The organism is Cohnella zeiphila (genome assembly GCF_014212055.1).
GTDB lineage: Bacteria > Bacillota > Bacilli > Paenibacillales > Paenibacillaceae > Cohnella > Cohnella zeiphila.
Map to the genome: position 1 here is coordinate 106,070 of NZ_JACJVO010000005.1, position 18,116 is coordinate 124,185.

The 18,116-nt window shown below is 59.4% G+C and carries 14 protein-coding genes; 9 read left to right on the forward strand and 5 right to left on the reverse strand.

Going from position 1 to position 18,116, the window contains the following annotated elements:
• Positions 1-63 precede the first annotated feature (63 nt).
• The 6 genes from H7C18_RS04400 (at position 64) to H7C18_RS04425 (ending at position 6,397) form a co-directional block, all read left to right on the forward strand.
• A complete protein-coding gene (locus H7C18_RS04400; RefSeq protein ID WP_185127799.1) occupies positions 64-939 on the forward strand; it encodes a helix-turn-helix transcriptional regulator in 876 nt (291 codons plus the stop codon).
• Positions 940-953: 14 nt separating this feature from the next.
• On the forward strand, positions 954-1,730 hold the full coding sequence (locus H7C18_RS04405) for a sugar phosphate isomerase/epimerase family protein (protein ID WP_185127800.1): 777 nt from the start codon (positions 954-956) through the stop codon (positions 1,728-1,730).
• Positions 1,731-1,886: 156 nt separating this feature from the next.
• On the forward strand, positions 1,887-2,363 hold the full coding sequence (locus tag H7C18_RS04410; RefSeq protein ID WP_185127801.1) for a C40 family peptidase: 477 nt from the start codon (positions 1,887-1,889) through the stop codon (positions 2,361-2,363).
• Positions 2,364-2,475: 112 nt separating this feature from the next.
• The gene (locus tag H7C18_RS04415) at positions 2,476-4,053 is read left to right on the forward strand and encodes a spore germination protein (RefSeq protein WP_185127802.1); all 1,578 of its coding nucleotides are present in this window, start codon (positions 2,476-2,478) and stop codon (positions 4,051-4,053) included.
• Entirely contained in the window at positions 4,043-5,266 is a 1,224-nt protein-coding gene (locus tag H7C18_RS04420; protein WP_185127803.1) for a Ger(x)C family spore germination protein, read from the forward strand. Before H7C18_RS04415 ends, H7C18_RS04420 begins: the two co-directional genes overlap by 11 nt.
• A 24-nt stretch (positions 5,267-5,290) precedes the next feature.
• Positions 5,291-6,397, forward strand: coding sequence for a GerAB/ArcD/ProY family transporter (locus H7C18_RS04425; protein WP_185127804.1), 1,107 nt, complete (start codon positions 5,291-5,293; stop codon positions 6,395-6,397).
• 17 nt (positions 6,398-6,414) lie between these two features.
• On the opposite strand, the gene H7C18_RS04430 is transcribed toward H7C18_RS04425, so the two are convergent.
• Positions 6,415-6,630, reverse strand: coding sequence for a YczF family membrane protein (locus H7C18_RS04430; RefSeq protein WP_185127805.1), 216 nt, complete (start codon positions 6,628-6,630; stop codon positions 6,415-6,417).
• Between the two features lie 48 nt (positions 6,631-6,678).
• A complete protein-coding gene (locus H7C18_RS04435; RefSeq protein ID WP_185127806.1) occupies positions 6,679-8,070 on the reverse strand; it encodes a DHA2 family efflux MFS transporter permease subunit in 1,392 nt (463 codons plus the stop codon).
• A gap of 173 nt (positions 8,071-8,243) precedes the next feature.
• On the opposite strand from H7C18_RS04435, the gene H7C18_RS04440 reads away from it, so the two are divergent.
• Positions 8,244-9,095 (forward strand): helix-turn-helix transcriptional regulator, encoded by an 852-nt coding sequence (locus H7C18_RS04440; RefSeq protein ID WP_273385738.1) that lies wholly within the window; start codon positions 8,244-8,246, stop codon positions 9,093-9,095.
• 754 nt (positions 9,096-9,849) lie between these two features.
• On the opposite strand, the gene H7C18_RS04445 is transcribed toward H7C18_RS04440, so the two are convergent.
• Positions 9,850-10,788: a helix-turn-helix domain-containing protein gene (locus H7C18_RS04445; protein ID WP_185127808.1), complete on the reverse strand. Its 939-nt coding sequence runs from the start codon at positions 10,786-10,788 to the stop codon at positions 9,850-9,852.
• A 150-nt stretch (positions 10,789-10,938) separates the two neighbouring features.
• Between H7C18_RS04445 and H7C18_RS04450 the strand changes: the two genes are divergently transcribed.
• On the forward strand, positions 10,939-13,695 hold the full coding sequence (locus H7C18_RS04450) for a glycoside hydrolase family 2 protein (protein WP_185127809.1): 2,757 nt from the start codon (positions 10,939-10,941) through the stop codon (positions 13,693-13,695).
• A gap of 112 nt (positions 13,696-13,807) precedes the next feature.
• Here H7C18_RS04450 and H7C18_RS04455 read toward each other — a convergent pair whose 3' ends face one another.
• Positions 13,808-14,317: a DinB family protein gene (locus H7C18_RS04455; RefSeq protein ID WP_185127810.1), complete on the reverse strand. Its 510-nt coding sequence runs from the start codon at positions 14,315-14,317 to the stop codon at positions 13,808-13,810.
• Between the two features lie 317 nt (positions 14,318-14,634).
• Here H7C18_RS04455 and H7C18_RS04460 point away from each other — a divergent pair, with 317 nt between their 5' ends.
• The gene (locus H7C18_RS04460; protein ID WP_185127811.1) at positions 14,635-15,243 is read left to right on the forward strand and encodes a hypothetical protein; all 609 of its coding nucleotides are present in this window, start codon (positions 14,635-14,637) and stop codon (positions 15,241-15,243) included.
• Between the two features lie 813 nt (positions 15,244-16,056).
• Here H7C18_RS04460 and thrS read toward each other — a convergent pair.
• On the reverse strand, positions 16,057-17,778 hold the full coding sequence (thrS, locus tag H7C18_RS04465; RefSeq protein WP_185127812.1) for a threonine--tRNA ligase: 1,722 nt from the start codon (positions 17,776-17,778) through the stop codon (positions 16,057-16,059).
• Between the last annotated feature and the right edge of the window lie 338 nt (positions 17,779-18,116).

An 18,116-nucleotide genomic window follows, 5' to 3' on the forward strand; every position in this document is an offset into this window, starting at 1 on the left:
ATGGTACAATGAACCTCATAAGAGGGCGGAGCGCCTGGGGGCTCCGCCGGGAGGTTCGGGTACATGCCGCATACGATGCAGATCCGCAATCCGATCGAGTTCGGTTATCGAAGCGATTCTCCGGTGAGCGGCTCCCTGTTCCATTCGCACCCGTTCTATGAAATCTATTATTTTCAGGAAGGCGAATGCACCTACCTGATCGGCGACAAGCTGATGGCGCTGCGGCCGGGGGATCTCATTCTCATGCACGGAATGACGCTGCACAGCCCGAATCCGTCGCCTCATCGGCCGTACGTCCGGTCGATCGTGCATTTCGAGCCGGCTTACGTGCACGGACTGCTGCAGGCGGAGCCGGCGAACGCGCTGCTCAGGCCGTTCGAGGAGCTGCGCAACATCCGGATCCCGCTCGGACAGGCCGATCAGGAGGAGCTGGAGAAGCTGCTTGCCGATATGGCCGTCTGCTATGCGCAGCGGAACGGCGACGGTCCTTCTTCTCCGATCGACCGGTTCGATCTGCGGTTTCTGGAGCTGCTGCATCGGATCGCCGGCTGGTGCGCCGAGCCGATCCGGGACCGGGAGCACCGCTCGCACAACGAAGAGCACGTGCAGGAAGTCGTTACGTATCTGGAGGCGCATTATCCGGAGAACATTACGCTGGACGACATCGCGGACGCCCTGCACCTGACGAAGCCGTATTTGGCGAACCTGTTCAAGAAAGTGACCGGAACGACGATTTTCAAATACTTGTACAACCGGCGCATCAACCAGGCCAAAATTTTGTTCCGGTTCGAGCCCGGCCGCTCGGTCTCGTCCGTCTGCCGCGAAGTCGGCTTTACCCATCTGGCGCACTTCAGCCGTCTGTTCAAGGCGACGGTCGGAAGCACCCCCGAGGAGTATCGGCGAAGGATGGGAGAAGGACGGCCCGCCGATCGATTATAGGGAGGATGAAAATCATGGACAAGAAGCATACGGGAGCCCAGCTCTACACGGTGCGAGAGTTTACGAAGAACGAGGAAGATTTCCGCCGGACGCTGCGGAAGGTGAAGGAGATCGGCTACGAGACGGTGCAGGTGTCGGCGATCGGGCCGATCGCGCCGGAGCGGGTGAAGGCGGCGGCGGACGAAGCGGGCCTCGGCATCTGCGCCACCCATATCGGGTTCGAGCGGCTGCAGAAGGAACTGGACCAAGTCATTGCGGAACACCGGCTGTGGAACTGCCGCTACGTCGGTCTCGGCTCCATGCCGCCGCAGTTCCGGAGCTCGAAAGAAGGATACTTTGCTTTCGTCAAGGAGATCGCTCCGATCGCGGAACGGCTGCGGGCGGAAGGGCTGCAGTTCGTCTACCATAACCACCGCTTCGAGTTCGAGAAATTCGACGGCGAGCGCACCGGTCTGGACATTCTGATCGAAGAGACCGATCCGAACGCGTTCGGCATCGAGCTGGACGTCTTCTGGGCGCAGGCGGGCGGCGGCCAGGTGACGGACTGGATTCGCAAGGTCAAGGGCCGCATGGCGGTCGTGCACCTGAAGGATATGGCGATCGTGGAGGATAAGGCGGTAACGGCGGAGATCGGGGAAGGCAATATGAACATTCGCGACATCGTGAACGCGTGCCGGGAGACGGGCGTGGAGTGGTACGTGGTCGAGCAGGACGACTGCCGCCGGGATCCGTTCGAGAGTCTCGCCATCAGTTACAGACGTCTTTCCGGCGACATTGGTTTCAACGATTAACGAATTCTCATGATTTTCTAAGAAAAGCTTCCGGACCATTGGGAACCGTGGATTCGCTTTCACTTTGGGAAAATTTAGGATGTTTCGCGTGTGATATAGTTATCCCAGCGCAAATGCAACACTTCAACAAGGGAACGTCGGGAGGACACGCGATTCATGCTGAAGAAGTCAAAAGCGAAGCTTCTAACGGTTTGTTTGATGGCCACGGTAGGTTGGTTCGGAATGTTGGCAGGTCATTCGTCTTCCGCCAGCGCGGCGACTGCCGAATCCTTGGAGCTCCTCTCGTTCGGCAAGGACTATATCGGAACACCATACTTATACGGCGCCGCCAGCGGCGACGATTCCGCCTTCGATTGCTCTTCGTTCGTGCAGTTCGTATTCGCCCAAAACGACGTGGATCTGCCGCGTACTTCCGTAGCGATGTCGAAGCTGGGCGTGAAGGTAGCCAAGGCATACTTAAGCGTCGGAGATCTCGTCTTCTTCAAGGCAGGCGGCAGCGGCATCGGCCACGTCGCAATCTACGCCGGGAACGGCAAGATCCTGCAGGCGAGCACGAGCAAGGGCGTCACGATTTCCAACCTGAGCGACAGCTATTGGAAAAAGAACTACGTAACGGCGCGGCGCATTTTATAGGATGAACGGTTAACGATGTGAAACGAGAAGAAATCCCGGAACGGGCAGCTGCCCCTTTCGGGGTTTTTTTTGCGGCGTTTGGGCAAAATTGGCAGGGAGGAGGGAATGAGAAATGCCCCAGCAGCCGAGAGACGCCGACGAGGAAATGTTTTTGCACGCGGAATTGCAGCGCAATCTGGACTACATCCGAAATAGGGTAGGCTCCAGCAAAGATCTGGTCGTCCGCGAATTTCGAATCGGCACGACGCAGCACAAAGCCGCCATCGTGTACATCGATAATATGGTGGACAAGAAGATGATCGGGGACCTGATCCTCCGATCGTTAATGGTCGACCCGTTCCTGGAAAACGCGGGAGAACCCGGCGCGAATCCGGATCAAAATCGGACGCTGATGAACTTCATCAAGGAAAATGCGCTCGCCGTAGGGGAAATAGATATCGCTAAAGATTGGAACCTCCTCTTTCTGTCCGTTATGTCCGGGGATACGGCGATTCTTCTCGACGGTTGCTCGGAAGCGATCGTCTCCAGCACGAGAGGAGCGCAATACCGTGCCGTCGAGGAGCCTTCCACGCAAGTCCTCATCCGAGGTCCCAAAGACGGCTTCACCGAGTCGATCGCCACCAACGTATCGCTCATTCGGAGACGGATCAAGAGCCCCAACCTGTGGCTGGATAGCGTTCGGGTCGGAACCGAGACGAAGACCGACGTCGCGATTTTATATTTAAAAGGAACGGCGAACGACGATACCGTCCGGGAGATCAAGAAGAGGCTGAGTTCCATCGATATCGACGGCGTTCTCGATTCCGGCGTCATCGAGGAATTGATCGAGGACGAGCCGTTCTCGGTCTTTCCCACGATCCTTAATACGGAGCGCCCGGACAGCGTAGCCGGAAGCTTGCTGGAGGGCAGAGTCGCGATCGTCATGGACGGCACGCCGTTCGCCCTGATCGCTCCGGCCACGTTTACGATGTATTTTCAGTCGTCGGGGGATTATTACCATAGCTATCAATTTGGCATCTTTATCCGATGCCTTCGTTTGGTCTCGTTTCTGATTTCCTTGTTCGGACCCTCCATTTATGTCGCGGCCATCTCCTATCATCAGGAGATGATTCCGACGTCGCTGCTGATCAGCCTGGCCGCTCAGCGTGAAGGAGTGCCTTTTCCCGCGTTCGTCGAGGCTTTCCTTATGGAAGGAAGCTTCGAAATTTTGCGCGAAGCCGGCGTCCGCATGCCGCGCGCAATCGGCCAGGCGGTCTCGATCGTAGGGGCGCTCGTCCTTGGACAGGCTGCGGTTCAGGCGGGGATCGTCTCTTCCGCCATGGTCATCGTGGTCTCCTTGACCGGAATTGCCAGCTTCGCGACTCCGGCCTTCGACTTGGGGATTTCCGCCCGGCTTTTGCGTTTTACCATCATGATTCTCGCGGGACTCTTCGGCTTTTTCGGAATTACGCTTTGCGCGATTGCGATCGTCGCGCATCTGTGCGGCCTGCGCTCGTTCGGCGTTCCCTATATGACGCCGTTCGCGCCGTTTCATCTGTCGGATCAGAAGGATGCTCTCCTTCGTTTTCCGGTATGGACCTTCAAGAAGCGTCCGTCGCTGGTCGGCCGGCGCAATCTCGTTCGTCAGCGCGGCGGACGGCCGCCTTCGCCGAAGCCGCAAGCGGGAAAGGACGGAGCCGATGAGAGCTAGCCGAATCGTTCCGTTCGTTCTGCTTCTTGGAGCCGTTGCGATCCTGCCCGGATGCTGGAACAGCAGAGAATTGAAGGATCTGGCGATCGTATTGGCCATGGGAGTGGACCGGGTTCCGGAATCCGGAAAGTTCAAGGTCTCCTTCCAGATCATCGATCCCGGCACCGTGGCTGCTGGCAGGGCCGGAGGAGGCGGCGAAGGATTAGGGGTGCCCGTCACCGTATATTCGGGAACCGGATCGACTCTTTTCGAAGCGATCCGCCAGACGTCGGAGAAAGTTCCGCGGCAGTTGTTCTTCTCGCAGATCCGGCTGATTCTGATCGGCGAGCCGTTCGCCAGAGAAGGAGTCTCCAACCTGTTCGATTTTTTCGAACGCTCGCACGAAGTCCGCCTCACGACCAGCCTGCTTGTCGCCAGAGACAACGATGCGGAGACCGTTCTGAAAGTAATGGCCCCTTTGGAGAAAATCCCGGCCGACGCGATGTTCGGCAAGCTGAGAACCGCCTCGAAGGTTTGGTCCGAAAGCTTGGATATGCAGGTCGATGCCGTCGTCAATTCTTTGGTCGGTCCGGGTAAGCAATTGATCCTCTCCGGTGTCCGCCTAAAGGGGGATCCTTCCCTGGGGGAGAGGAAGGCCAACGTGGAGCATGTCGACCCGCCTGCGCTGTTCGACATCGAAGGAATCGGGCTCTTCCGAAACGGCAAGCTGGAGACCTGGCTGGAAGGGGATACGGCGCGAGGCGTTCTATGGGTGGACAATAAAGTGGACGGCACCGTCATGACCATTCCATGCCAGAACAAGAAGGACGCGACCGCGATTGAAATTATGCGTTCCCGCACCAAGGTTCGGGCGGACATCCGAAACGGCGATCCGGTTTTTCAAGTTACCGTGAAGTCGGAAGGCAACATCAACGAGGTGCTGTGCCCCATCGATCTCAGCAAGAAAGAGACGATGGTCCGAATGGAACGTGAGCTGTCGCGGCAGATCGAGAGGGAAGTGCGGGAAGCCGTTCAAGTCGCACAGAGTCACGCCAGCGACATCTTCGGATTCGGCGACGCGTTGAACCGTTCCCGTCCGAAGGCTTGGCGGAAAATGAAAAACAGCTGGAGCCGAACGTTCGCCGAGTGCCGGGTGGAGGTCAAAGCGGAATCGTACATTCGCCGCTCCGGCATGCGGATTAAGCCCTACACGAAAGCGGAAAAGCAGCGATGAAGCCGGGAGAAGGAGGAACGCGCAGTGGAACAGGAGAAAATCAGCGCCAAACAGCTGTTCTCCCTCATCATTCTGTTTGAATTCGGCACGTCGCTGGTCCTGCCGATCGGATTTGTCGCGGAGCAAAGCGTCTGGATCTCCATCTTGCTCGCCTTGATCGGAGGCGTCGTGCTGTACGTCATCTTCGATTATCTGTACCGCGAGCACCCGGGCCTGCCGCTGAGCGGCTATATCCGCCGGATTCTGGGCAGCGTCGTCGGATGGCCCGTGTGCCTGCTATACCTGAGCTTCTTTATTCAGGGCGATGCCCGGGTTCTGCGGGACACCGGAGAACTGCTGATCAGTTCCTCCTACGACCAAACCCCGCTCTTCGTCATTAACGCGATGCTCATGCTGTCTGTCATTTACGTATTGCGCAAAGGCGTCGTAGTGCTGGCGAGAACGAGCGAGATCTTCCTGATCGTCGTGATTCTTTTGGGCGCGCTCGGGGCGACTCTCGTGCTGTTGTCCGGGATCATCCACGTTCAGAACCTGTTGCCCTTGGCCGGCAACGGCTGGAAGCCGGTTCTGACGGCGGCGTACGGGAACATCCTCCCCTTTCCCTTCAGCGAGACGATTTGTTTCGCGACGATTCTTCCCCAATTGCGCAAGAAGGCAACGGGGAGGAAAGCGGGAATCGTCGCTCTTCTAATTGCCGGCCTGGTCATGAGCTTCACTCATGCGATGGAGATCGCGGTTCTCGGCGCCAACATCTACGGCCGCTCCACGTTCCCCTTGTTTCTGACCATCAGCAAAGTGAACATTCTCGATTTTATCCAACGGATGGACGGCATCGTCATTCTCACCTTGATCGTGAACGCCTTTTTTAAGATCGCGATCTTCTGCTATGCGGCGGCGAGCGTGGCGGCGGATCTGTTCCGCGTGAGCAAGCCGGAAAAACTGATGCTGCCGATCGGGCTGGTGATCCTTCTGATCTCCATGATGTCCGCGAACAATTGGAGCGAATTTGTCACGATCGGGAACAAGGTTTTCGTTGGGATGCTCCTGCCGTTGCACAACATTGCGATTCCGGTCCTGCTGCTGGCAGTTCATCTGATCCGCAAGTCGTTCCGCGCCAAAATATCCAGGTGAAGAAAGCGGCCGGTTCCTCAACGCTTCTTCATGAAGCTTGGCGCGAGAGAGTCCGCAAGGAGCAGCAGCAGAAGCCCGATCGCGATCGCGTACTCCGCCGGGGTCATCAAGGCGAAAGGATATTGGAGCACTCGCAGCGATTCGGTGAGCCCGAGTCCGGCCAGCCAGTTGACCGTGACGGCATAAGCCATGCTGATGAGCACGAGCCCGAGCGTAAGGGCTAAAATTTTCAATGGCCGTTCCTCCTTACGCTGCTTATTTTTACCGGAAAGACCGCTGCTTTATGAGGATCGGCGTTTGCGGCCGATCCAGGCGAAGGAGACGGCGCTTCCGCAGAAGAGCAGGATCCCGGCTACCGCCAGAGCCAGATGAAGACCGCCTATAAAGCTGCCGCCCGAGACGATGGCGCCAAGAATGGCGACGCCGAGGGCGGCGCCGAGTTGGCGGCTGGAATTGAGCGCGCCGGAGGCGGTTCCGCTCTGCTCGCGGGGAACGGAGGAGATAACGGAGGCCATGAGCGGCGGAAGCACGAGAGACATGCCGCAGCCGATCAGGAGCAGCGCGATCAGGGTGACCGCATACGGCGTGGCCGGGCCGACCGCCGCTTCGATCAGCGTACCGGCGGCGGCCAGAACGAACCCTGCGGTCAGCGGGATGCGGGGCCCGATGCGGCTGGCCAGGCGGCCGGTAAAGATCGGATTGATCGTCATGGGCAGCGTGAGCGGGAGCAGCGCGAGCCCGCTGGCATGAGCGGATAAGCCGCGCGTTTGCTGGAAGAACAGCGGCAGCAGGAACAGAATGCCGGACAGGGCGATGTTGGCGAGCATGCCGGCGGCCATGCCGGCCGACAACGTCGGAATCCGGAACAGGGACAGCGGCAGCAGAGGGCTGCGGCTTTTGGCCTCCGCCAGCAGAAACCCGGCGATCGAGAGGGCGGCTGCGCAGAAGGCGATGACGACGGGGACGGAAGACCAGCCGGCGGATCCGCCCTCCACCAGCGCGTAAGACAAGCATCCGATCGCCGCGATGGCCGTGATCTGCCCGCCGAGATCGAAGCCTTGACGCTGCTTGCGCCGCGTCTCGGTGACGAGAAAGGCGGTGGCTGCCAGGCTAAACAGGCCGATCGGCACGTTGATCAGGAAGATGCTGCGCCACCCGAGCGTATCGACGAGGATACCGCCGACGACGGGGCCGGCGGCCAGCGCGATGCCGGAGATGGAAGCGCAGACCCCGAGAGCGCGGGTTCTCTGGGCGGGGTCGGCATAGGCGTGGGCGATGAGCGCCATCGAGGACGGCACCAGGGCTGCGCCTCCAACGCCGAGAAGCGCCCGCAAGCCGATCAGCGCGCCAAGCGTCGGGGCTGCCGCCGACAGGGCGGACGCCGCGAGGAACAGGATCAGACCGCTCATAAAGACGCGTTTGGCGCCGAGACGGTCGGCCAAACCGCCCCCCGTCAGAAGCAGGCCGGCAAATACGATCGTATAAGCGTTCGCGACCCACTGCAGGCCGCTTAAACCTCCGCCCAGATCGTCCCGCAAGGCGGGAAGGGCGACGGAGACGATGGTCGTGTCGAGCAGAACGAGAAAGTAACCAAGCGAGAGGCCGAGAAGCAGCCAGACGCGGCTTCGGGCCGCGGGCGCCGTTCGGGCTTGGGCGAGAGATGCGTTTTCCAAATGAAGAACCTTCCTTCCGGGTATGGATTGCCGTGTGGCGGCTTCCTTGACGAATAGTGTAAGATGGTATCCATGGAACCGCGAGATGAGGGTTTATCCTAGGAGTAACGATCCCTGGATAGATGGGCGGGGATGAGCTGCCGTCTCGGGCGGATTGGGAAGGGGGAACGGCGTTGACGGATACGGGCGATCAAGGCAGGCTGGAGGAATTGGCGCAGTTTCTGCGGACGAGAAGGGAGAGAATGAGCCCCGCGGAAGCCGGATTTCCGGAAGGGGGAAGAAGGCGGACACCGGGGCTGCGGCGGCAGGAAGTGGCCCAGCTTGCGGGCATGAGCGTCGATTGGTATACGTGGATGGAACAAGCGCGGCCGATTCAGGTATCCGCTCAGGTGATCGAGAGCCTGGCGAAGGTGCTGAGGCTGGATGCGAGCGAGCGGAAGCATCTGTACCTGCTGGCGCTCCGGCAGCTGCCGGCGGATTCGGAGCTGTCGGAACAAGAGGACGGCCGGATCGGCGAGACGCTGCAGAAGCTGCTCGATCTTCAAGGCAGCTGCCCGGCGATGGTCCTCAATCAAAGAATGAACGCGGTCGGATGGAATCGGGCCGCCCGCAACGTATACGGCGACTACGAGAAAATGTCCGGACGGGAGCGCAACGTCGTCTGGCGGACGTTCACCGACCCGGCGATGAAGCTGATGCTGAGGGAAGGCTGGGAGGCCCAGGCTCGGAGGAGGCTGGCGCAGCTTCGCGCCCACTATGCGAATTTTGCCGGAGACCCGTGGTGGACGGCGCTGATCGCGGATTTGAACGAGGCGAGCCCGGAATTCCGCGAATGGTGGCCGCGCCACGACGTGCTGGGAGCGCCCGAAGGGAACAAAATTCTCCATCACCCGATCGTGGGGCAGCTGGCTTTCGACCATATCTCGTTCAGTCCGTCCGATGCCCCGGAATTGACGGTAACGGTCAACATTCCGCTGCCGGAATTCGACACGGCGGCCAAGCTGCGGATGCTGCACGAGCAGTAGGAGCGGCGGCCTTGGCCTTACATGCAACCCTCTCTCGGCGGATGAGGAAGGCCGCTCGGCCGGCTTTGCGGCACCGGCGTACCGTGCGCACAGCCCGGGCCTGCTCCGGACTCGCCCGCTAACGAAAGTATGCGGTCTTATTTGGCGGGAAAAAGGGTGGTTTGCGTTCTAACGAATCTGAGGAGGCTTATTTGCACGTTTGGTGCGGAAAACGGCCGGTTTTTGCTCCAATAAGCTCTCTCTGTTTCGTTACGTTTCACCAACCCTTGATTTTGCCGAAATAGCGCCTCCGAGTTTCGTTAGCGATCACGCTCGCTCCCCGGCAGGCGTTTGCCGGAATTTCAGCGGGCGCCGCGAACGAACTCGGCGCTCGAGAAACCGGCTGCGGAACAGCGGAAGGCCCCGCATGGCTGCTATTGAGCACGATCGGCTGAATCTCCGCTAAAGAGAGGAACGAGGTTGCTCACTTGTGAGCGCCTGGCTGAGTCTCCGCTAAAGAGAGGAACGAGGTTGCTCTCTTGTGAGGGACTGTCCGAATCTCCGTTAAAGAGAGGAACGAGGTTGCTCTCTTGTGAGGGACTGTCCGAGTCTCCGCTAAAGAGAGGAAGGAGGTTGCTCACATGTGAGCGCCTGGCTGAATCTCCGCTAAAGAGAGGAACGAGGTTGCTCTCTTGTGAGGGACTGTCCGAGTCTCCGCGGACCTCTTGGTAGGAGCGGAACCATCCGCTTCTTTCCCCGCCCGCCTTTCCTTCCGTTACTCCTCGCTATCGTGATACCGCACGAAAGATAGCACGATATCCTGCGGATGATCGCCGAAGCCGCTGCCGAACAAGTTGAGGCCGCGGGCGTTGGCGGCATCTTCGCGCACCTCGAATCGGATGCGGATCGGCCGGTTGAAGTCAAGCCCGAGCGAGTCGATCGTCGTGTCCGCGGACGACTCTCCGTTTACTTGGCTGCCGGCCTTCGTGACCCGCCATTTCGTCAGCGTCCCGTATTCCGTTCCCGCCTTCCACTTCTCGGGGGTCAGCTTGCCCTTGCGGTCGCCGAAGTCGCCGGGACTCGTCCAGACGCCGATCAAACGGTCGTTCACGAACAGCGAGATGTCGGACGGCCACTCTTGTTGGAAGCCCACCGCCTCCGAACACAGCTCGGCGCTGACGCTCAGCTCGTCCAGCCGGACGCCGGGCGGCATCGGATTGGCGAATACATACTCCAGGTAGCCGGCGCCCGAGAACCACAGCAGCGCGGCGTCGGTACGCTCCGGCATGTAGAATGCCCGCGGATCGTCGGGCGAGCCGAGGAGCATGCCGTCTCTGCCGGCCATGCCGCAGGTCGGCTGCACCGAGCAGTGCGAATACAGGCCGATCGGCATATGGATCTCTTCCGTCCGGTGAAGGCCTTCCCCCGGCTTCGCGGGAAGCTCCAGCAGAATGGAGCGGCAGGTGGCGGCGCAAATCTTCTCGCGATTCGCCCCTTGCGAGGACGACACCAACTCCGCCTGCTCCAAAATTTGCACATTGATGGAGATCGTCGGCTGTGCGACGCCAAGCGCCTCCGCGAGCTGGCCGACGCTCATCGGCCGGTCGCCGAGCGCTTCGAGAATGCGCACCCGCACGTCGCCCGAGAGCGCTTTGGCCACGTCCACGATTCGGGAGGCCGGGTAGCGGATCGTCTCCTGTCTGGGTTCGTTCACTCCGTTCATTCCTTTCCGTGCTATGCGGTTGTGCTCAGTGTACAATGATTTTTTAATATTGTAAAACTATAATATACATTGCGATAACAAAATATTGGTGCTACAATGGGGGCAAATCCGATCCTAGAAGAAAGGTTGTGCTTACAAGCTATGTCCAAGCAAACAGCGGCAACGGAGACGGCGGCGATCCCGCGTCCGGAATACCCGCGCCCCGATTGGGAGCGCGGCGATTGGCTGAATTTGAACGGCGCCTGGTCGTTCCGGTTCGATCCGAAAGGGGAGGGCGCGGACTCCGACTGGCAGAACGCGCCTGAGAACGCTTACGATTCGAGCATCGTCGTTCCTTTTTCCTGGTCGAGCCCGCTGTCCGGCGTCGGCCTGAACGAGAAGGGAGCCGGCTGGTACCGCCGCTCGGTTCGCTGGCAGCCGTCCGCTGCCGGTTCCCGCGTGTTCCTGCGTTTCGGCGCAGTCGACTACGAATGCGACGTATGGGTGAACGGAACGCACGCCGGATCGCACAGAGGCGGCTACGGATCGTTCGAATTCGATGTGACGTCATGGTGGAAGGCGGATGGAGAAAATATCGTCGTCGTGCGGGCGGAAGATTTCGACCGCGACTATCAGGCGCGCGGCAAGCAGGGCTACGGCGAGATTCGCGGCATCTGGCAGCCGGTCTGGCTGGAGGCGCGGCCGCAAAGCTATATTCGCGAAACCAAGTTCGCTACTTCGCTGGACGGGCGCGTAACGGCGACTTCGACGATCGTGGCGGCCCGGGAAGAGGAAGCCGAACTGGTCTTTCGCTTCGCCGACGGGCAAGTGGAGCATCGGGAGAAGATCGCGCTGCAAGCCGGGGAGAACGTCGTTGTCTCGTCGTTCGCCGTCGCCGGCCCGCAGCTCTGGAGCCCCGAGCATCCGAATCTTTACGAAGGGGAGCTGACGCTCGCCGCTTCTTCCGGCAAAGATGTCGTCTCGACCTACTTCGGCATCCGCGAGATCGGTTCCGCCAAGTTCGGCGACCGGGATTACCGCTGGGTAACGCTGAACGGCAAGCCGATCTACCTGAACGGAACGCTCGATCAGTCTTATCATGCGACAGGCTACTTCACGTATCCGACCGACGAAGAGATGCGGGACGAGATCTATCTGATGAAGCGCATCGGGCTGAACTTCGTCCGCATCCATATCAAGCCGGAAGAGCCGCGGAAGCTGTATTGGGCCGACAAGCTGGGCTTGCTTGTCATGGAAGACATGCCGTGCTTCTGGGGCGATCCGAACGATACGGCCCGCGCCGCTTACGAGAGCGAAGCGTCCGAGATCATCGCCCGCGATTTTAATCATCCGTCGATTTTCTCCTGGGTCATGTTCAACGAGACATGGGGACTCAAAACGAATCCTCAAGGCGGCGGCCTGACGGGAGACGGAAGCCAGCCGACCAGCTATCTGAAGGAGACGCAAGAGTGGGTGCGGTCCATCTACCGGTGGGCCAAGAGTATCGATTCGACCCGTCTCATAGAGGATAACTCGCCTTGCAACTACGACCATGTCGAGTCGGATTTGAATACCTGGCACTTTTATATCAACGGATACGAGCAGGTTAGAAGCCATCTGGAAGAAGTAACGTCGAAGACGCATGCCTGCTCCGATTTCAACTACATCGGAGGCAATGTTCAAGGCGATGCGCCGCTGATGAACAGCGAATGCGGCAACGTATGGGGCATCAAGGACGGCGGAGCGGGAGACAGCGATCTCGCCTGGCATTACCGCTACATGCTGAACGAGTTCCGCAGGCACGACAAGCTGTGCGGCTTCGTGTTCACGGAGTTCCGCGACGTCACCAACGAGTTCAACGGCTACTATCGGTTGGACGGCAGCGACAAGCAGTTCGGCTACGAGGAGCTCGTGCCCGGCATGACGCTGCGCGACCTGCACGCTCCGGATTTCGTCGTTATCGACGCGCCGCCTTGCCGGACGATCGACGCCGGCGCGGAGCTGTCCGTCGACCTGCTCGCGTCCAGCTATTCGGACCGGCACCATGGACAAACGCTTCGTCTGGAGTGGGAACTGTCGTACAACAGCCTGGATGAGCGCGTAACGGCGGACCGGGGTTCGCGGGACGTCGCATGGGACGGTTTCGGCGTGCGGCCGCTGGCGCCGCTTGCGCTGCGGATGCCGGCCGAGGAGGCGGTCGCCGTGCTGGCGATTCGTTTGACGGACGGGAACGGCCATGTCGTCACGCGGAATTTTATCGCGTTTGACGTGCGCGCGGGCGGCACGTACGGTTCCGATCCGACGGACGGCGCTTCTCTCAGCGTGCCCGTCACCTCGTTCGCGGAGCAATCCTTCGGCTACCAGTGGAACTCCCTGCAAGGGGCCAAGGCGAGCGGCGGCCGTGCGGGCGACTTCGTCTACGAAGTCAAGCTGCCGGACGCGTCGGAGCTGGATTTGATTCGCGAAGTCGACATCTGGTTCGAAGCCGGCGCCAAACGGTTGCTCGCCCGCAATACGGAAGGAGCGCGCACCTTCCAGCATGGAATCAGCATGATGCACGGGGCTTCTGCGAACGTGGAGTTCAACCCGAGCACGTATTACATGACCGACGACGAGAAGCATCCTTCCCGGGTGAAGGTGCTGATCGACGGGGAAGAGATCGCTTCGTTCGCGCTGCCGGACGACCCGGCGGACAGCCGCGGCGTGCTGTCGTGGCACTATCAGCCGCGCCACGACAAGCTGGAGGAAGCCGGCTCCTACGGCTACCTATGCCGCGCTTCCGTTCCGGGCCGACTGGCCGCGAAGCTGGATCGCGCCCGCGCGTTCAAGCTGCAGCTGGAGGCCGACGAAGGCGGCTTGACGCTCTACGGCCGCAACGCCGGACGCTATCCGATCGACCTTCTGATCCGCTGCCGGTAAACAGTCCCGGCTTTCACTTACCCCGATAATGGAAATAGCGGCAGCCTCGGACGAGAGAAAAAAGTCCTGGGCTGCCGCTGTTTCATGGAACGTTCCCCGTTATCGTTGCCAGTTATGCTCGCCCGCTCTGGTTGCTGCTCTCGTCGGCGCTCGGGCCGTAGATGGACGGAACCGGGACTTCAAGAAGCCGTAAATAAACCGTTAGCTGCCCCCGATGATGGTACCAATGATTGAGCATTAAGGTACGCACCATTTCGATTCGGGGCACCTCCAAGATCGCGATGCCTTCACGGGTTAGCTTCCACGACTCCATCAGACCGGTTTCTCCCCATGCGAGGAGCTTGTTTTCAGCCAAAAGCATGTATTTATCTAACGCCGAAAGGATCTCGCTCACCGATGTTGCTTCGGGGAGCGGAACCACCGGGACTTCGCGCGACCGTTCATCCAATAATTCGGCTAGGGCTCCGGGTACTCCCGCGGTATGCAAAGCGAGCTGGCCCAATGACATCGACTTTTTATGCGGCTTCCAGGAAAGCTTGTCTGAAGGCACCCTTTCGAGCACTCTCCGGGTCGATTCCGCTTCCCGTTTTAACTCTCCAATCAACCTTTCTGAAAAATTCATCAGGACTCCTCCTCGAGAAGATGCTAAACAAACAATACCACAATAAAATCGGGAAATTTCTTTTGGATTGCTAAGTTTAGATGGTTTTGAATTTAAGCGCGCGAACCCCAGCTTTCGCCTCGGGTCTTGTTGGTATGAAGTAATGGGGCGCCGGGGCGATTTTCACCGTAAACCTTGGGCTGTCGGTCTTCGCGGCGGCTAACGAACTTGATAGAAACGTTTAAGAGTTTCGTTAGAAATGCGTTAGTCTTCAGTAAGATCGCACCTCTATGATGAATTTCGAAAACCAATACATTCCTCGGAGGAGGGTAAAACGAATGCACCGCATGAAACGATTGCTTGCCGTATCGTCGCTTGTCTTGACGTTGACGGCCCCGGCAGCAGCTTCCGCAGCCAGTATGGACATGATGAAACCGATGGTGGATGACGGCAAAACCGACACGGTAACGAAAGACGGAATGGAGTTGGTCGCGCTTCGGCCGATCGCGGAGTCGCTCGGGTACCAGGTGGCTTGGAACACGATGGACCATTCGGTGACGCTGACCTGCACGACCATGATGAACGACGGCGAATCAGACATGACGAATCCACCGATGGGCGACATGTCGATGACGGATAAGTCCATGACCGATAAGTCGATGACCGATAAGTCCATGACGGATAAGTCGATGACGGATAAGTCCATGACGGATACGTCCATGACGGATAAGTCCATGACGGATACGTCCATGATGGATAAGTCCATGACGGATAAATCCATGACTCGTGTGTACAGCGTCAACATCATGATCGGCAGCAAAACCGCAACCATCGATACGATGAAGACCATGCTGACGGACGCTCCGGTCGTTATCGGCAACAAAACTTACGTCACCAAAGCCTTCGTCGACATGTACCTTGCCGGACATGCCATGATGATGAAATAACACGGTCAATCGCCCTTCCTCCCGTCAGAGGAAGGGCGATTCGTTTTTTTCGACATTAAAGAAAGTATAAAAGCTTCCCAAGTGGTTATTGCAGTCCCATGGCGGCCGAACGGATGCCGATAGCCGAAAAAATCCGCTAACGGGGCGTCAGGGCAGACCAAACGGATGCCGATAGCTGAAAAAATCGGCTAACGTGGCCTCCAGGCAGACCGAACGGATGCCGATAGCCGAAAAAATCGGCTAACGGGGCGTCGGGGCAGACCGAACGGATACCGATAGCCGAAAAAATCGACTAACGGGGCCTCTAGGCAGCCGACTCTCCGTTACGCGTTCAGCCCGGTGCCCGAAGCGGATAAGGCCAGCACATTCGTGTATTCTTCCATGGCCCCGCAAGTACCTAAGAAAGCCTCGAAGCTAAGCCCACTTGGGGTTGTTTTGCGTTACTTTGTCTTGTGATACTCTTCCCAGAGGGGACCGATGTATTTTTCCAATAGGTTTACGACGTCATTTCTTCGGCTCTCTTTGACATTCGCCGTGTCGTTTAGAATATCGTTTCGAATTCGGATAAGCACAAACAAAGGGGGCAATGCAGCCTCGCGGAGAGCCTTAATCATGGATTCTTCTTGGGGCGTAATATTCATTCCGCATCTTTTCCTTTCTTATAGATTCGCCGCCATCCAATCCCTGCTTCACTCACTTTCTGATTGGAGACGATCTTATGATAAACCCTGACATCCATGTTAGAGTCAAGCTAGAATCCGGAAAGGCGGGAGAATACGCCGACCGCTGTCGGCGCTCTCCTGCCGCTTTAGGTTAATCGCCGATCCGAATTTCCGCAAGCAGCCGAGAACGGAACTCCTCCAGCCCGAACGACTGCCGGCGCTGCTCCCCGCGCGCCCTTACCTGCACGCTTCGGGCCGCTTGTTCCGCGTCCCCGACTACCGCCAAATAAGGGATTTTTTGAAGCTGCGCCTCCCGAACCCGATAACCGAGCTTTTCGTTTCGGCTGTCCATCGCCGCCCTTACGCCGACGGATCTCAGCGCTTCGCATACTTCCTCGCCGTACGCCGCATGCTGCTCCGACACCGGCAGAACCGTCACCTGCACGGGAGCGAGCCAGACGGGGAAGGCGCCGGCGAAATGCTCGATCAGAATGCCGAAGAACCGGTCGATGGAGCCGTAGACGGCACGGTGGATGACGATGGGCGTCCGCTTCTCGTTCTTCTCGTCCACATAAGAGAGCCCGAACTTCTCCGGCATCTGAAAATCGAGCTGAATCGTGCCGCACTGATGGCTGCGCTCCAACGCGTCCTTAATGTGAAAATCGATCTTGGGCCCGTAAAACGCGCCGTCGCCGGGGTTGATCCGGAACGCCAGGCCGGACTCCTCCAGCACTTTCGCCAGCGCCGCTTCCGCCGCCTTCCATTGCTCGTCGCTGCCCATCGAATCGGCCGGTCTCGTGGACAGCTCGACCGCATAGTCGAAGCCGAACAGATCGTACATCTCCCGGATGAGCGCGATCGTCCGCAGCATTTCCTGCTCGATCTGGTCCGGCCGAACGAAGATATGGGCGTCGTCCTGGCAGAACGTCCGCACCCGGAACAGGCCGTTCAGCGCTCCGCTGAACTCGTGGCGGTGGACCTGTCCGAACTCGGCCAGCCGGATCGGCAGGTCCCGGTAGGAGCGGAGGCTGCTCCGGAACAGCAGCATGTGGCCCGGACAGTTCATCGGTTTGACCGCCCAATGCCGGTCCTCCAGCTCGGAGAAGTACATGTTATCGCGGTAATGCTCCCAATGCCCGGACTGCTCCCACATCTGACGATCCATCAGAAAAGGCGTCCGAACCTCCTCGTACCCGTACTTGCGCAGAAATCGGCGGGCCAAATTCTCCAGCTCCTGCCGGACGACGGCCCCCTTCGGCAGGTAGAACGGCATGCCCGGCGCTTCCTCCGCGAACATGAACAGCTCCAATTGCTTGCCGAGCTTGCGATGGTCGCGCTTCTGCGCCTCCTCGTGCCGCGCCAGCCAGGCGTCCAGCTCGGCTGAGCCGGCGAACGCGACCCCGTGCACCCGCTGCAGCACGGGGTTGCGGCTGTCGCCGCGCCAATACGCGCCGGCCGCATGCAGCAGCCTGAACGCCGGCGGAGCGGCCGCCGCTTCCGGCCGCAGGCCGTCGTCGGGCCAAACGTCGGCGAACTCCTCGCGCTCGTAAATCGCCACCTCGTCGGACGCCTCGCCTTCGTGCAACAGTTCCGTTTTCCACGGCTCGCCTCTCGCTTCGAACAGACGAACGGCTTCCTCGCGCGGCATTCGCCGGACGGCTGCTGGCGCGCCCGCCGAGGCGATCCGCCGCATCTCATCCTCCAGCGCGGCCAGATCCTCCTCCGTCAGCGGACGGGGAACGTCGAAGTCGCAAGCGAAGCCCTGCGCCGTCAAGGCGCCGCCCCCCAGCTTCGCGCCCTCGAATTTTCGCTGGACCGCCTGGGCCAGCAGCTGCGCCGCTTGCAGGCGCGACATGTCTTCCGATTTGCTCATTTTGCATCGCTCCTTGGCTTGATTTATGAACAAGAGCGCGCCCGTCCGCAAAAAGGGACGAGCGCGCTCGTGGTTCCACCCTCCGTTCAACCCGCCGCGAAGAAGCGGCGAATTCTCGGAATTCGATAACGGGAATTCCCGGCGATCCTTACGCTCAAGCGCACACCTGGCGCCTGATCTCAGAAACGCAGCTATAAGGGGGTAAACGAAGACGTAGCCGAAGGGAGTCGCAGCCTAGCTCCCTCTCTCTGTGCGGCATCCGCCAACGTTCGTGTCCTTGGTCATCGCTTTTTTTGGATATAAAAGAAAAGCCCGCCGTCCGCAAAAGGACGAGCGAG

Coding starts and splice junctions, on each gene's coding strand:
- H7C18_RS04400 (WP_185127799.1), top strand. CDS start 64: ATGCCGCATACGATGCAGATCCGCAATCCGATCGAGTTCGGTTATCGA.
- H7C18_RS04405 (WP_185127800.1), top strand. CDS start 954: ATGGACAAGAAGCATACGGGAGCCCAGCTCTACACGGTGCGAGAGTTT.
- H7C18_RS04410 (WP_185127801.1), top strand. CDS start 1,887: ATGCTGAAGAAGTCAAAAGCGAAGCTTCTAACGGTTTGTTTGATGGCC.
- H7C18_RS04415 (WP_185127802.1), top strand. CDS start 2,476: ATGCCCCAGCAGCCGAGAGACGCCGACGAGGAAATGTTTTTGCACGCG.
- H7C18_RS04420 (WP_185127803.1), top strand. CDS start 4,043: ATGAGAGCTAGCCGAATCGTTCCGTTCGTTCTGCTTCTTGGAGCCGTT.
- H7C18_RS04450 (WP_185127809.1), top strand. CDS start 10,939: ATGTCCAAGCAAACAGCGGCAACGGAGACGGCGGCGATCCCGCGTCCG.
- H7C18_RS04455 (WP_185127810.1), bottom strand. CDS start 14,317: ATGAATTTTTCAGAAAGGTTGATTGGAGAGTTAAAACGGGAAGCGGAA.
- H7C18_RS04460 (WP_185127811.1), top strand. CDS start 14,635: ATGCACCGCATGAAACGATTGCTTGCCGTATCGTCGCTTGTCTTGACG.
- thrS (WP_185127812.1), bottom strand. CDS start 17,778: ATGAGCAAATCGGAAGACATGTCGCGCCTGCAAGCGGCGCAGCTGCTG.